We start from the raw sequence: 14,076 nt of genomic DNA on the forward strand, positions 1-14,076 counted from the left end.
CATCTTGCGGCAAGCAGCCGCGGTTAAATTTCAATCAAAATGTTTCCCAGTTTTCATCTTGTCCGGCTGCCGTCGCGCGGGTATGACTTATCCTTGCGGCAGGCGAGGTCCCGGCTGACATTGCGCGGGACGTCGCCGTATTTACAGGCTTAGAGGTAAGTTGAAACGCCGAGACGGCCATCTTCAGACGGCTCGCCTGGTCTTCCAGTGCAGCCGCCGCAGCAGCGGACTCCTGCACCAGCGCGGCGTTTTGTTGTGTGACGCGATCCATTTCCGAGACCGCCAGCGCGACCTGGTCGATACCGCGACTCTGCTCATCGGAAGCAGAGGCGATTTCGCCCATAATATCGGTCACGCGCGTGACCGCATTGACGATGTCAGTCATGGTTTCGCCCGCGCTTTCAACCAGCACTGAGCCGGTATCCACGCGAGCGACAGAATCTTCAATGAGCGCTTTGATCTCTTTTGCCGCGTTTGCGCTGCGGCTGGCGAGATTGCGGACTTCACCGGCGACCACCGCAAAACCCCGCCCCTGCTCTCCCGCACGCGCCGCTTCGACGGCGGCATTCAGCGCCAGAATGTTAGTCTGGAAGGCAATACCGTCGATCACGCTGATAATGTCTGCGATCTTTTTCGAACTGCCGGCGATCTCATGCATCGTTTTCACCACGCCGTCCACCACTTTGCCGCCACGCTGTGCCGTTTCCGACGCGCTGTCAGCCAGATGCGCCGCCTGACGGGCGTTGTCGGCGTTTTGCTTCACGGTGGCGGTCAGCTCTTCCATACTGGCAGCCGTCTCTTCCAGAGCGGAGGCCTGCTGCTCGGTACGGGACGAGAGATCGTTGTTACCCATGGCAATTTCGCTGGTCCCGGTATAGATCGCATCGGAACCCTGACGTACATTGGCCACCGTCTCCGTCAGCGAACGCTGCATATGATCAACGGTGCTGGCCAGCTCGGTGATCTCATTGCGCCCGGAAATCGTCAGCGTTTTCGTCAAATCGCCGCTGGCAATTTCACGAATATGCGCGATGACCCGACCCAGTGGATTCAGCAGGATATGGCGGATGCCATACCAGACGCCGATCAGCACAATCACCAGCGCCAGCGCCAGAATCGCCATTTGCCATTTGGCGAAGCGGTAGTCGTTCTGGCTTTCAGTAAAGGCGGCGTGATACTGCTCGCTGCTGGCTTTGGCGTATTCGCTCAGTGCCGCCCCGAGGGCATTTTGCATCCCCTGCGTCGGCTGGGCGAAATAGGCATCCATGTTGCCACTCTCCAGGAACTGGATAAGCTCATTCAGCCCGGCAGCGTAGTTTTTGTATTTTTCATCAATATTCTGACTCGCCTGCTCCATCGCGGGCAGCGGCGTTATCTTTTTGAAGGCGTCGTAATGTTTCGCGGCGTCGGTGAGCGTGGCTCGCGCATTTTTCAGCAGATCCGTTTTCGCGCTGCTTTGCTGATTGGTCGGATCCATTATCATGCGGGCAGAAGAACGGCTCAGGTTGATACGCGTCTGCAGCATCAGATCCCAGGTCGATGTCAGTTCACTTTGCTGCACGCGTAAATCGTTCGACGCCGCAAAGCTTGCCTGGTTTTGTTTTAAAGATGAGAAAAACAGCCCACCGGAAATAAGCTGAAGAAGTGCGAAAATGACCAGCACCATCATCAGCATTGTGACAACGCGGATACGGTTCAACATACAACACCTTCTCTAAGATTTATTAACGGTGTTATCGGCAAAGGTGGCGGGAACTTTACATTTGCGAAAGGGAAAAGCGTCAGCTCAGAAGGCAACGTCAACAATCAGGGTATCGTTATAGGTTCCGGCCGGAGGTGTGGTTTGGGTGGTGAGGACTTTGGCGGTGTAGTTGTAGGTCCGCAGTAGCCCGTCGGTACTGACTTGCGATGAGCCGGCGCTTGCCCAGCGCTCTGTGCCGCTGCCGCCCCAGCGGTTGGTCGTGGCCCCTTTATAGATGTCGTAGCTCATATAATTGCTGCCGCTCACCATTCTGCGCACGCTATTGAGGGCGTTCGCACCATTGTTAATTCCGATGGTATAGACGCTGCCTTTGGTGCAGGTGACCGAAATAGCCTGAGATACGGTCGGAAAATTTTGCACCAACGGCGCGCTGTTGAAGTTAACGTTGGGGGTGGTCATCGCGCTGCAATCATTCGTCACATTCATGTTCAGCGTGATGCTGGTCGTGGCCGTACCGGTTTGCGGAGTAAGACACAACCCCACCGCCCCAACCGAACAGACGTTGTAGTTGATGCTAAAGGTCAACACCACCTGATACGGCCCTGCCGTCACGTTTTGTCCGGCAACGGTGCGAAAATAGAGCGGAATGTTGTACTGCTTGGCCCCCAGCAGATTGAGCAGCGTGCCGCCGCTCCAGGTATAGGCTTTTGCGATTTGCACTTCGCTGCTGCCCGAGCATCCGCTTAGTCCGCACAGCCGCGTGGGGATGACGTCAGCGATCGTCGCATTGTCGGTACGTTTCATGGTGGCCCGGCTGCTGGCAGACACCGTCGCCGCCGTGTAATTCAATGTCACCGAATCGTTGGTTAATAAATTCAGAATCGCATCGCAGCTCACCACCAGGGTCCCGGTGGTTTCAACTTCTCCCGTGCCGCTTAAGGCAAAAGAGGTGACGTTTCCAAAGGAGGCGTTGACCGTGCTAATGGTGCACGCCGCCCGGCTGACACCCGAGAGCATCAGCAGCACCAGTAACAGCCACAGGCGCTTCATTGCCCCTCCCGACAAACCAGCGGGCCGAAAGTTTGCAGCTTGTGTTCAGGATTGGCACCGATAGTCAGCGTGGCATGACAGCGCTTGCCGCCCGGCAGGACCACCTCCAGCGGGTTAACATCACTGAGATTTTCAAGCCAGGCGATGCCGTCATAACCGACCACCGCGGTGCTTTGAGAACTGCGTCTGACCTGGCTTCCCACCGGGATATCGTGCCCCTGTTGGTCATGAAGAATAACGCTGGCTACCCGCTCCTGCTCCATCGGGAAATCCACCAGATAACCGCTATGACGGCGGATCGCCACCCGTCGTTCGGTCTCTTTCAGGCGGGTATCGGCAGGTAAGTTCAGGGTATTGATGCTGTAGCTTGCCGGGTAATAGGCCGAAACGCCGCTGACCAGCAGATAGCCATTACGGTTGGTTTTCCCGACGGGCTGGTTTTCATAATTGACCGGCACATCCGGATGCCCGTCGGTGCTGATCACCACAAAGGCGTCGTTGATTTTGTTGGCGGCAAACAGCTCGTTATCCATCAGCACAAGAGAACCCATCGCCTCGCCCCACCAGGTCATCATGTTCTGCTCGCCATACCCCCCGCCCTGGACTTCGATATTGTTGTTGCGCCAGCCCAGCGTTCCCTGCTGATAATTGCGCGACCGGGACTGGTTCGCCCATGCCATATTCCAGCTCAGCCCGCCGTCCGACGGCATCGAGTGGTTGTAGTTCAGGCGCTGCGTATTGCCAGAGTCCGGCGTGTTCTCGAAGGTCACCGCGGCGCTGTCCCGTTCGCCCAGCGGAATTTGCAGCGACATCGCCATTGTCCAGTCACCGCGCTGCTGATCGCGGCTGGCGGCCAGATAGATGCTGCTATTGCCCCACAGGTTGCGGCTCCATGACAGATTCAGTAGCTCGGTCTTTTGGCTGTCAAAACTTTCCACGCCAATCCATGCCGCCCCTACACTCCCGAACTCCCCAAGGTTAAAGGTCAACGAATACTGGTCGGTATTACGACTGAGGCTGGCAACCGGCTGATCGTGTTCATCGTATACCGTGGGTTGATCGTAAAGCGCCAGGTTGCCATATCCGCGATCGCGCCGCGAGTGCTGAGTGGCAAGGCTGAAAGCGCTGGTACTGTACTGATAGCCCCAGTTGACCTGCCCCCCTTCATCGCCTCTCATTCGACTGTGCGTATATGACGAGTTGACCACACCGTAGCGGCCCAGTTTTACCACCGTACCTGCACCACCCAATGCCAGCTCTTCTGCCGATTCGCCATGCCCCTCAAGCGTCAGCCAGTCAGTCACGCCATAGCGCCAGGATCCGCTGCCCGCCGCCGGACCGTAGTCAAAATCGTTGATGCCATAATTGCGACGCAAACTTCCCAGCGTGACGGCCCCGTCGCTCAACCCCTCTTTTAATAAGTCGCTGGTGACATAAAACGGCATGGTGGTACTCACCTGCCGACCCAACGCATCGGTGGTGATCAGCACCGCATCGCCTGCGCCGTTGATGTAGGGGAGATTGGTCAGGGTGAAAGGACCGGGCTGTAGCTGCGTGGATCCGGAACGATAGCCGTTAATAAACAGATCCACCGACGTCGGTACCGCCGCTTCTCCGGAAAACTCTGGCAGCGGCCAGGTCACCAGATCTGGTCGTAACGAGAAATCGCGGCCGTAACTGATGCCCCCCATGCGCACGCTGCTGCTCCAGCTCAACGCATCACTGATCACATCCCCGAGAGTCCAGGTCGTGGCATCGTCTTCGTTGGTCATCATCAGGGTGGTGTCATAGCGCACATACCCTTCCTGCTGGCCGTTATTCCCGGCAAAGCTTTTGCGGGCATAGCCCGTCGAAGAGAGGGAACCGTTTTCATTGAAATAGCGGAATTCGTGCCAAAGCGACGCCTGCCCGCCAATGTGTTCCGTGTGATTGGTGTAAAGATCGTAATTGAGCAGCGCGCCCCGACCATACTGGGGCTTGCTGTGCGTGGTCTCTCCGCCGAATGGCGTGACGCGCGCCGACACCCAGTCGCGCGGTACAGATAGCAGCAGACGCTGAGCTGCGCTGTCATACTCCACGCGGACGTGCGCCAGTCGTGAAAGATTCACCTCACCGGTCGGTACCTGCTCTGGCGGCAAACCGGCGCGCAGCAGATCGGCACTGGAGATAAAAAAGGTCCCGTCGCGCTGCGTGACGGGGACCACCAGTCCGGTGTCGTAGTGGTTAATCACTACCGAGAGCTGAAATACTGCTTCGTTATCTAACGCCTGCGCATCCGGTGGTGGCGGTAAATTATCATCACCGGACTCAGCCCACGCGCTTGTCGCCATACAAAGCAGGATTATCATCGCCGGTTTCAGTTGACGGGCGCCGACTGCCATCGCGTGTCCCTGGCATTAATTTGCGCACTCATCTGGTTGGGTTGATGCAGCCCTGCGGGCAGAGGCCAGCTGCGGGTGCTGTCTGGCAGAACGTAACCCAGCAGACCATCAGCCACCGTGCGCGTTTGCCCCCCTTGTTGCATCGCCACCTGGCTTAAGCGAACATGGACATCCCCTTGATTTCGCACCTGTAATGCAGAGCGGCCCTCTTCCTGAATCACCCGCCAGCTTAAATTCTTCGTATCAGCCAGCGTGTGATGCGCCCCTTCTTTGATGGTCGGAATACCCTGCCCGTAGACAAACAGCGGAATGGAGTAACGCATCTGAATTTTCAGGCCGATCTCAGGCTGGGATTTATCATTGGGCTGGGGGATCTCATCGACAATAATGCGGTAGGCTTGTTCAACCCCCATCGGGATCGTGTTTTGTTTGATCAACCGGATCAGCTGTTTTCCGTCTTTACCGATCGTCACAATCGGCGGGCTGGCAACCACATCCTGCTGCGCGGTATAACGTTCATAGCCGTTTTCCTGCCGCCAGCGCACGATGCGCACCTGCATGGTTGTCGCGTGATTTCCCTGATTTTGTATCCATAATTCGGTGGCTTTGGTCTCTGCGGAAAGCCACGGATCGATAGGCCACAGTAAGATAGTTGCCGCGGCATCGGCCCTGCCTGTCGCCACAGCCGATATGGCCCATACCCCCACTACGCCATACCGCAGATAAGATGCTTTCATCGACCTTCTCCCTTTTCACCATGACAGGGTCACGGTGAGTTGATCTGAATACGTTCCGGCGGGGCTAAATCCCGTCAAAAGCGCCACACCAAAAAGCGGTAGCGCAATATTATTGCTATTGGTATAAGTCACCGGCACCGCCTGATTGACCCCTATTTCACTGTTGGCCGCCAGCGAACTGCTGCTGTAGAGCCGATAGCCCACCGTCTCCGTGCCGCTGGCCCGCTGCATTCGCCGCACCGAGGCGTAATGTTGCCCGCCATCTATGCTCATACTCAGGGCCACGCCCGGCGTACAGGCGATGGATAACGACCCGTTCGGGACGAAACTGGTACTGACCTGCCCGGTAGCGACGCCTGACAAGGTGCCAAAATTCAGCGTACCGAGCAGCCCTCCGCTTCCGGCTGTGACTGAACAACCCGGCACGATCGTTGCCGACACCTGAAAGGGTTGAGAGGTCACCGCCTGCGTTGACGTCGCATGACACAGAGCGCAAATCAGGGCAAAAAAAATGCGCAGTTTGCCCTCTGCGATTTGTCGCAGACATCGGATGACAACGATCATATCCGCCGCTTAGGTCAGTAGGTCACGCTAACGTTAATGGTATCGGTATAGGTTCCCGGCACCACGGTCACGCTGTTTCCCCCGCCGGTGATTCGGCCATACAGGGTGTAACTGTCTACGCCGCCCGCCGTTGAGGCCACCGGAAGCGGTGCGTTATTGGCGATAATGTTATTGAAGCTGCTGTCGCTGAAAAGGCTATAAGCCACGCCCTGCGCGGTATTGGATGTGTTGACCAGGTAACGCGCCGGCGTGCCAGGCGTTCCGACCACGGTTCCCGGTGCCGTTGAGTTGGTATTGCCCGTGATCGCCACGCTGTAGCTGGCCGTCGTACACTGAATGGTGAAGGTGTTACCCCCGCTGGCTCCGGCGAGCTGCGTGGTGAGTGTGGAAAAAGTCGCGGGATGGGTCCCAAAATCCAGGCTACCGAAGTTGATCCCGTTTTGTGTCGGAGAGCCGTTTATCAGGCAACCGTTGGTCAGGGTTAGCGTTGCACCGATTGTCCCGCTACTGGTCACCGCCATGGCATTTTGTGCCGCCAATGCCAGAATACCACCCGTACAAATCAGAAGGAGTTTACTTTTCATTTACAGCCCTCCAGAAAATGATGCCCTTCATTTTTCGTATTTTATTGATAGTACTCAATCTGTTAGCAACACTTAACATTCACAGTGAATACTCATTGTGAATTTAGTTTATGGATCGGGGTTCAACCAGCTGGCCGTTTGAGTCTAATACGTTTGCCGTATTGACGACTTATTATCATAACAAACAATATGTTACATAATTTAACAAGCTACATAAAAATATCACATAGAGGATATATTCATAACAACGTGATAAGCGTCACAATATATCGGCCCTTTCTGAACAACTAAATTAATAATACTTAAAAATTTGTTGAATAAGCCGTCTCTTTACTTCAATTTATGTGGTGAATGCATTGGTGCGCTGAAATAAAAAAACAATATAACTCAGCGCGCGGGTGAACACTAAAGCGCATAACAGAGGGTCTTTTTTCGTGGCAAGTGCAAACAAACTCACGCTCTTCATCGTGATTTTCATGCTGGCGGGTATTCTTTCAGGGGCCGTTATTCATGAATACGCGTCGGCCAACGCGATAGCAGCATGGGCAGACAACATCACCCTTCTCACCGATATTTTCCTCCGGCTGATCAAAATGGTCATCGCCCCGTTGGTCTTTAGCACGCTGACAGTCGGCATTATGAAACTCGGCGAGACCTCAACCATTGGCCGCGTCGGCGGCAAGGCCATGGTCTGGTTTATCAGCTCCTCCGTGCTTTCGATTCTGGTGGGATTATTCATTGTCACGCTGGAACAACCCGGTGCAGGCCTGAATCTGGCGATCCCGGTGGAGTCTGTCGATACCGGACTTGCTGTGGGCGGAATGTCGCTGAAAGGCTTCCTGTCGCACACCATCCCGACCAGCATTGCCGGGGCGATGGCGAATAACGAAATTCTGCAGATTGTCGTGTTCTCCATGTTCTTCGGTATTGGCGGCGCCTCTTTAGGGGAAAAATTCAACGCCCCTCTCGTTGCGGCGCTGGATGTGGTCTCCCACATCATGCTGAAAGTTACAGGGTATGTGATGTACGTTGCACCGCTGGCGATCTTCGCGGCCATCTCTTCGGTCATTGCCACCCAGGGGCTGGGAATTCTCCTGAACTATGCCTCCTTTATTGGCGGATACTACGTCGCCATTCTGCTCACCTGTCTGGTTCTGCTGGCCGTGGGCTACATGGTGCTGAAAAATGAGGTCTTCCGCCTGGTGGGGATGCTGAAAGATCCGGTGCTGGTTGCCTTTACCACCAGCAGTTCAGAGGCCGCCTACCCAAAAACGCTGGAGCAGCTCACCCGTTTCGGCTGTTCGCGCAATATCGTCTCTTTTGTGCTCCCAATCGGTTACTCCTTTAACCTGGTGGGATCGATGGTCTATTGTTCCTTTGCGTCGATGTTTATCGCGCAGGCGTACAATATCCAGCTGAGTTTTGCCGAAGTGACCGTGCTGATGCTGACGCTGATGCTGGCTTCCAAAGGTATTGCTGGCGTACCCCGTTCCGCACTGGTGGTGCTGGCGGCAACCATCCCGAGTTTCCATATTCCTGTCGCCGGGATCCTGCTGCTGATGGGTATTGACCACTTCCTCGATATGGGCCGTTCAGCGATTAACGTGCTGGGTAACGGAATTGCCACCGCAATGCTGGCGCAAAACGAAGGATTGCTGGAAGAAGAGCCGGAGCTGGTAGAGCAGGTAGCGTAAATTGTAGTCCTGAAGAAAGCAGTCGACACAATGCGACAGGCGGCATTTATCCGCATGTCGCATTGTAAACCACCAGGGCTGACACCTCGGCTCTGGTGGTTATTCCCCTCGCTGATTACGTGAAGTGATAAACAACCTGCACGATGACCGTTTTCTCACCCTTCAACGTACCAACATAGATGGATTCCGCAGGATCTGCGCTACGCCAGCACACTGAATCAAAGTCACATTTACCCCGCTTGTATCCTTTGGACATCAGATAATTGTCTATTTTTCGGGTATCCTGCGTACCGTAAAATTTCACCGCGTATACATGTGTCGCAGGCCCTGTGATATTTGCAAAATCAAAGGAATACCGGGTAGAAATTCGCGGCATGTTTCTCAGAATATCAGGCGTATAAAATTCATATTCCCGTTTATCCTGCTCGGTGTAATGAGCGCTACTGGCGAACTCCATTTTGACCCACGGCCAGGCACAGATAAGCCCTCCAACAACAACGATGATGGCAGTACCAAACACCCTATGAGACTTACGCATGGGAGAATTTGTCAGGTCCGGGATCAATCCATCCAAGAACTTCAGTATAGATAAGGCCATATTTAAGATGGCTTTGGCGCCCGTCGATAATATCGTTCCTGATACTCATCCTTAATCTCCTTTCCTTTTATTTGAAAATAGACTGCCTTGTGCTGGTCGAATTTTACTCCCCGGTTCAAAAATCAGACCTACTTTTAGTGACTTTTATGAGCTGGTGCTATGACGCGATAACCAAAAGCACAATAGTAAGGTCAGCACAGGATTGTACTTTCGGGATAGTTCACGCAGGGTGAAAGGATGGGATGACCGTGGACTCCGTTCTTAAAGCTTTACGTACTCCAGCCTGGCGCGGAGGCTTTCGATATAAAAAAAGGAAGGCTGTTAGCCTTCCTTTTTTATCTCAACCGTTATCAACGGCGTTACGCTACGTGGCTTGCCGCGATATCCAGCAGCGCCATCTCATCGCTGTTCAGCAGTTTTTCGATATTCACCAGAATCAGCATACGATCGCCCAGCGCGCCCAGGCCGGTCAGATATTCAGTCGACAGCGTCACGGCGAATTCCGGCGCCGGACGAATCTGGTCGGCGGTCAGGGACAGTACATCAGAAACGCCATCCACCACAATGCCCACCACGCGTTGACCCAGGTTCAGGACGATAACCACGGTATTGTCGTTATATTCCACGTCACCCTGGCTGAACTTCACGCGCAGATCGACGATAGGGACAATTACCCCACGCAGGTTGGTCACACCCTTAATAAAGGAAGGCGTGTTGGCAATGCGAGTCACCTGATCGTAGCCGCGAATCTCCTGCACTTTAAGAATATCGATGCCGTATTCTTCATCGCCTAAAGTGAAAACCAGGAATTCCTGCCCTGATGGCTCGCCGGCCAGTTTCGTTACATTACTCATACCGGTCATGTTTTTACCTTCTTAACTAATCAGGCGGCTGTGTACGCCACACGTTGTTCACGATTTAAACCCTGAAGCGCCGACACGTCGACGATCAGAGCGACGCTGCCATCGCCAAGGATGGTGGCAGCTGAAATTCCCGGCACTTTGCGGTAGTTGCTTTCGAGGTTTTTCACCACCACCTGGTGCTGACCAATCAGCTGATCGACCAGCAGCGCATAGCGGCGGCCGGCGCTTTGCAGAATGACCACAATACCCTGAGTCGCTTCGGTTTTTGCTCCGTCGACTTCAAACACTTTCCACAGCTCCACCAGCGGCAGATATTCGCCACGCACTTCCAGCACGCGCTCGCCACCCGCCAGCGGATGTAAATCTTCATCGCGCGGCTGCAGGGATTCCATCACCGCATTCAGTGGCAGAATAAAGACCTCATCGGCAACTTTCACCGACATACCGTCGAGGATCGCCAGCGTCAGCGGCAACAGGATACGGATAGTGGTGCCCGCCCCCTGCTTCGATTTGATCTCAACGTGGCCGCCCATCTCCTGGATGTTACGTTTTACCACGTCCATGCCCACGCCACGACCCGACACATCAGTTACCTGCTCGGCAGTCGAGAAACCTGGGGCGAAGATCAGCATCCCGACTTCTTCATCGGTCATGTTCTCGTTCACCTGCATGCCCTGCGACAGTGCTTTCGCCAGGATGCGTTCGCGATTCAGACCCGCACCGTCGTCCGTCACTTCGATGCAGATATTACCGCCCTGATGTTCTGCAGACAGAATCAGATTGCCGACAGGCGACTTGCCCGCTGCGATTCGATTTTCCGGAGACTCGATACCGTGGTCGAGACTGTTACGCACCAGGTGCGTTAACGGATCGATAATGCGCTCAATCAGGCTCTTATCCAGCTCCGTCGAGCTGCCCAGCTGCGTCAGCTCAATTTGCTTATTCAGTTTACTGGCCAGATCGCGTACCAGACGCGGGAAGCGGCTGAACACATATTCCATCGGCATCATACGGATGGACATCACCGATTCCTGCAGATCGCGGGCGTTACGTTGTAACTGACCCATACTGGTAATCAGATCGCCGTGCGTGACCGGATCCAGCTCATTCGAACGTTGCGCCAGCATCGACTGGGTGATCACCAGTTCGCCGACCAGGTTAATCAGCTGATCGACCTTCTCAACCGCCACGCGGATGCTGGTTGATTCGCTGGAACGGGCGGCAGGTTTTTCGCGTTCAGCGCGATTTGGCGCGGCGTTTTCGTTGGGAACGGCTTTCAGTGCCGGAGCGGTTGCGACGACGACAGGCGCTGCAACTTCTGGCGCAGCAACGATCTCAGCCACTTCAGCCGGGGCTTCCTGAGGCACTTCGGTTTCGAACGCGATCTGATCGGCTTCGATAACAAAACAGAGCACCGCAACGATATCATCCTGGCCAATACCGCCGTCAATCGTGGCGGCGAGGCTATCTTTGCCCTTCACCACATTGCTCAGCGTCGCCAGATTGCCCAGCTCTTCTTCCAGCAGATTGACTTCGCTCTCTTTCAGACGAGAAAGCACTACCCGCAGCTTTTGTTCTGCTGCCGGTGCGGCCGCCTCTTCCGGCGCAAGCGCATCTACCACGCTTAATTTTGCTGCATTAACAGCCGGTGTAGCGACTTCACCTTTTGCTTCGAGCGCGAGCTGACGCAGCGCGTTGCAGATATATTCGAAGCTGGCAGCATCCGGCTCTTGCGAGCTTTTATAGGCGTCGAGCTGTTCCTGCATAATATCTTTGGTTTCCAAAAACAGGTTAATAATGTCGGTGTTGAGCTGCATCTCACCGCGACGAGCTTCATCCAGCAGGTTTTCCATTAAATGGGTCGTTTCCTGCAGAATGGTAAAACCAAACGTTCCGGCGCCCCCTTTAATGGAATGTGCCGCACGGAAAATGGCATTAAGCTGTTCTGAATCCGGTGCTTCAGGCACTAAATCCAGCAGATGTTGCTCCATATCAGCCAACAACTCGTCGGCTTCATCAAAAAATGTCTGGTAAAAATCGCTAATATCCATGCTCACGCTATCACCTCGGATTGGCTGGTGGCGATGTTGGAACGGCAGCCGAAGGAACTGCCCCAGGCTGTTTTAAATCGTCCAGTGACTCACTCTGACTCTCGGCGTTTTCGTGCAGAATGGTCTGCTCCGCCTGCTGATTGAGCACTAAAAGACTGATACGACGGTTGATGGCATCTTCCGGTCCGCGGTCGGTCACCCGCATGGTGGCGGCCATGCCGACGACGCGCAGGACTTTGCCCTCATCAAGCCCACCGACCACCAGCTCGCGACGCGAGGCATTGGCACGATCGGCAGAGAGTTCCCAGTTGCTGTAGCCTTTCTCACCGTTGGCATACGGATAGTCATCCGTATGACCGGAGAGGCTGATCCGGTTTGGGATACCGTTCAGCACCGGTGCGATACCGCGCAAAATATCGCGCATGTAAGGCTCTACTTCAGCACTCCCGTTTTTAAACATTGGACGATTCTGGCTATCAATAATCTGGATACGCAGACCTTCCTGCACCAGATCGATTTTCAGATGCGGACGCAGCGCGCGCAGTTTCGGGTCAGCCTCAATCAACTGGTCAAGGTCGCCCCGCAGTTTTTTGAGCCGCGCCTGCTCCATCCGCTTTTTCAGCTCATCAATATTCGGTTCTTTTTTTACTTCACCCTTCTGCTGGGTGAAATCATCACCGCCACCGGGGATCGGACTGTCGCTGCTAGAAATACGCTGTCCGCCCGTGACCGCCGTTGCCAGCGGGGTTCTGAAATACTCCGCAATCTGAATCAGCTCCTTGGGGCTGGAGATGGAAATCAGCCACATCACCAGGAAAAACGCCATCATCGCGGTCATAAAGTCCGCATACGCGATTTTCCACGAGCCATGGGATCCGCCTCCATGGGATTTGTGTTTGCGTTTTTTAACTATGACGATGGGATGGGACTGATTTTTCATGCGTCCTCAGTCGTCGTCTGTTGGTTTGGGTTTTTGACAGCGCGCACGTGCTCTTCAAGTTCGATAAACGACGGACGTTCGCTGGAATACAGCGTTTTACGCCCGAACTCCACCGCGATTGGCGGTGCGTAACCGTTCAGATTCGAGAGCAGCGTAATTTTCACGCACTGCATCATCTTGGTGGTTTCGGCACTCTTCTGTCGCAGCACGCTTGCCAGCGGTGAAATAAATCCGTAGGCCAAAAGAATACCGAGGAAGGTCCCCACCATTGCATGGGCAATCAATGCCCCCAGTTCTGCCGCCGGACGGTCAGCGGATGCCAGCGCGTGTACCACACCCATCACCGCCGCCACGATACCGAAAGCGGGTAATGAATCGCCCACCAGCGACAGACTGTTAGCCGGGACTTCGGATTCGCTTTCGTGCGTTTCGATCTCTTCGTCCATCAACGCTTCAATTTCGAAGGTATTCATGTTGCCGCTGATGATCAGACGCAGATAATCGACAATAAAATCCAGCATCATCGCGTCGGCGAGAATACGTGGATAGCTGGCGAAAATTTCGCTCTCTTTCGGGTTTTCAATATCCCTTTCCAGCGAGAACATGCCCTGCTGGCGCGACTTCGCCATCAGGCGATAGAGCAACGCGAGCAAATCCATATACATGCTTTTGGTATATTTCGAACGACGAAACAGTAATGGGATTGCTTTGAGCGTTCCCTTAATTGATTTACCGTTGTTGCCAACGATAAAAGCACCTATCCCTGCGCCGCCGATGATAATCAGTTCAGCGGGTTGATAGAGTGCTCCCAGGTGCCCGCCGGTCATCATATAACCGCCGAAAACTGTACCGATAACAACCAGGTAACCTAATAAGATAAGCACGACATCATCCTTCCGCTAGTGACTATGG

At 54.5% G+C, this 14,076-nt stretch carries 12 protein-coding genes; 1 reads left to right on the plus strand and 11 read right to left on the minus strand.

Features of this window, described 5'->3' with window-relative positions; translation table 11 throughout:
- Window positions 1-34: 34 nt before the first annotated feature.
- From tar to SOM82_RS12365, 6 genes are all read right to left on the minus strand, one after another.
- Window positions 35-1,702 carry a methyl-accepting chemotaxis protein II gene (gene tar, locus SOM82_RS12340; protein WP_320461615.1) on the minus strand — a complete coding sequence of 556 codons (1,668 nt, stop codon included), beginning with the start codon at window positions 1,700-1,702 and terminating at the stop codon, window positions 35-37.
- Between the two features lie 84 nt (window positions 1,703-1,786).
- Complete coding sequence (locus SOM82_RS12345; protein ID WP_320461616.1) at window positions 1,787-2,752, minus strand: Csu type fimbrial protein; 966 nt, start codon at window positions 2,750-2,752, stop codon at window positions 1,787-1,789.
- A complete protein-coding gene (locus tag SOM82_RS12350) occupies window positions 2,749-5,133 on the minus strand; it encodes a fimbria/pilus outer membrane usher protein (RefSeq protein WP_320461617.1) in 2,385 nt (794 codons plus the stop codon). Before SOM82_RS12350 ends, SOM82_RS12345 begins: the two co-directional genes overlap by 4 nt.
- Window positions 5,109-5,870: a fimbrial biogenesis chaperone gene (locus SOM82_RS12355; protein ID WP_320461618.1), complete on the minus strand. Its 762-nt coding sequence runs from the start codon at window positions 5,868-5,870 to the stop codon at window positions 5,109-5,111. Before SOM82_RS12355 ends, SOM82_RS12350 begins: the two co-directional genes overlap by 25 nt.
- A gap of 15 nt (window positions 5,871-5,885) precedes the next feature.
- Window positions 5,886-6,434 carry a Csu type fimbrial protein gene (locus SOM82_RS12360; RefSeq protein WP_154125804.1) on the minus strand — a complete coding sequence of 183 codons (549 nt, stop codon included), beginning with the start codon at window positions 6,432-6,434 and terminating at the stop codon, window positions 5,886-5,888.
- Between the two features lie 14 nt (window positions 6,435-6,448).
- On the minus strand, window positions 6,449-7,018 hold the full coding sequence (locus tag SOM82_RS12365; protein ID WP_154125805.1) for a Csu type fimbrial protein: 570 nt from the start codon (window positions 7,016-7,018) through the stop codon (window positions 6,449-6,451).
- A gap of 434 nt (window positions 7,019-7,452) precedes the next feature.
- Between SOM82_RS12365 and SOM82_RS12370 the strand changes: the two genes are divergently transcribed.
- Entirely contained in the window at window positions 7,453-8,712 is a 1,260-nt protein-coding gene (locus SOM82_RS12370; RefSeq protein ID WP_320461619.1) for a dicarboxylate/amino acid:cation symporter, read from the plus strand.
- Between the two features lie 115 nt (window positions 8,713-8,827).
- Here SOM82_RS12370 and SOM82_RS12375 read toward each other — a convergent pair whose 3' ends face one another.
- The 5 genes from SOM82_RS12375 to motA form a co-directional block, all read right to left on the minus strand.
- Entirely contained in the window at window positions 8,828-9,250 is a 423-nt protein-coding gene (locus SOM82_RS12375) for a hypothetical protein (protein ID WP_320461620.1), read from the minus strand.
- 419 nt (window positions 9,251-9,669) lie between these two features.
- Window positions 9,670-10,173, minus strand: a complete 504-nt coding sequence (cheW, locus tag SOM82_RS12380) for a chemotaxis protein CheW (protein WP_095282421.1) — start codon at window positions 10,171-10,173, stop codon at window positions 9,670-9,672.
- 20 nt (window positions 10,174-10,193) lie between these two features.
- A complete protein-coding gene (cheA, locus tag SOM82_RS12385; protein WP_320461621.1) occupies window positions 10,194-12,230 on the minus strand; it encodes a chemotaxis protein CheA in 2,037 nt (678 codons plus the stop codon).
- Between the two features lie 4 nt (window positions 12,231-12,234).
- Window positions 12,235-13,164 (minus strand): flagellar motor protein MotB, encoded by a 930-nt coding sequence (gene motB / locus SOM82_RS12390; protein ID WP_320461622.1) that lies wholly within the window; start codon window positions 13,162-13,164, stop codon window positions 12,235-12,237.
- A complete protein-coding gene (motA, locus tag SOM82_RS12395) occupies window positions 13,161-14,048 on the minus strand; it encodes a flagellar motor stator protein MotA (protein WP_320461623.1) in 888 nt (295 codons plus the stop codon). The genes motB and motA overlap by 4 nt, the downstream gene beginning before the upstream one ends.
- Between the last annotated feature and the right edge of the window lie 28 nt (window positions 14,049-14,076).

The sequence above is a fragment of the Lelliottia sp. CFBP8978 genome, assembly GCF_034046055.2.
In the GTDB taxonomy this organism is placed as follows: Bacteria; Pseudomonadota; Gammaproteobacteria; order Enterobacterales; family Enterobacteriaceae; genus Enterobacter.

Coding starts and splice junctions, on each gene's coding strand:
- tar (WP_320461615.1), bottom strand. CDS start 1,702: ATGTTGAACCGTATCCGCGTTGTCACAATGCTGATGATGGTGCTGGTC.
- SOM82_RS12375 (WP_320461620.1), bottom strand. CDS start 9,250: ATGCGTAAGTCTCATAGGGTGTTTGGTACTGCCATCATCGTTGTTGTT.
- SOM82_RS12350 (WP_320461617.1), bottom strand. CDS start 5,133: ATGGCAGTCGGCGCCCGTCAACTGAAACCGGCGATGATAATCCTGCTT.
- SOM82_RS12360 (WP_154125804.1), bottom strand. CDS start 6,434: ATGATCGTTGTCATCCGATGTCTGCGACAAATCGCAGAGGGCAAACTG.
- SOM82_RS12345 (WP_320461616.1), bottom strand. CDS start 2,752: ATGAAGCGCCTGTGGCTGTTACTGGTGCTGCTGATGCTCTCGGGTGTC.
- SOM82_RS12355 (WP_320461618.1), bottom strand. CDS start 5,870: ATGAAAGCATCTTATCTGCGGTATGGCGTAGTGGGGGTATGGGCCATA.
- SOM82_RS12365 (WP_154125805.1), bottom strand. CDS start 7,018: ATGAAAAGTAAACTCCTTCTGATTTGTACGGGTGGTATTCTGGCATTG.
- motB (WP_320461622.1), bottom strand. CDS start 13,164: ATGAAAAATCAGTCCCATCCCATCGTCATAGTTAAAAAACGCAAACAC.
- cheW (WP_095282421.1), bottom strand. CDS start 10,173: ATGACCGGTATGAGTAATGTAACGAAACTGGCCGGCGAGCCATCAGGG.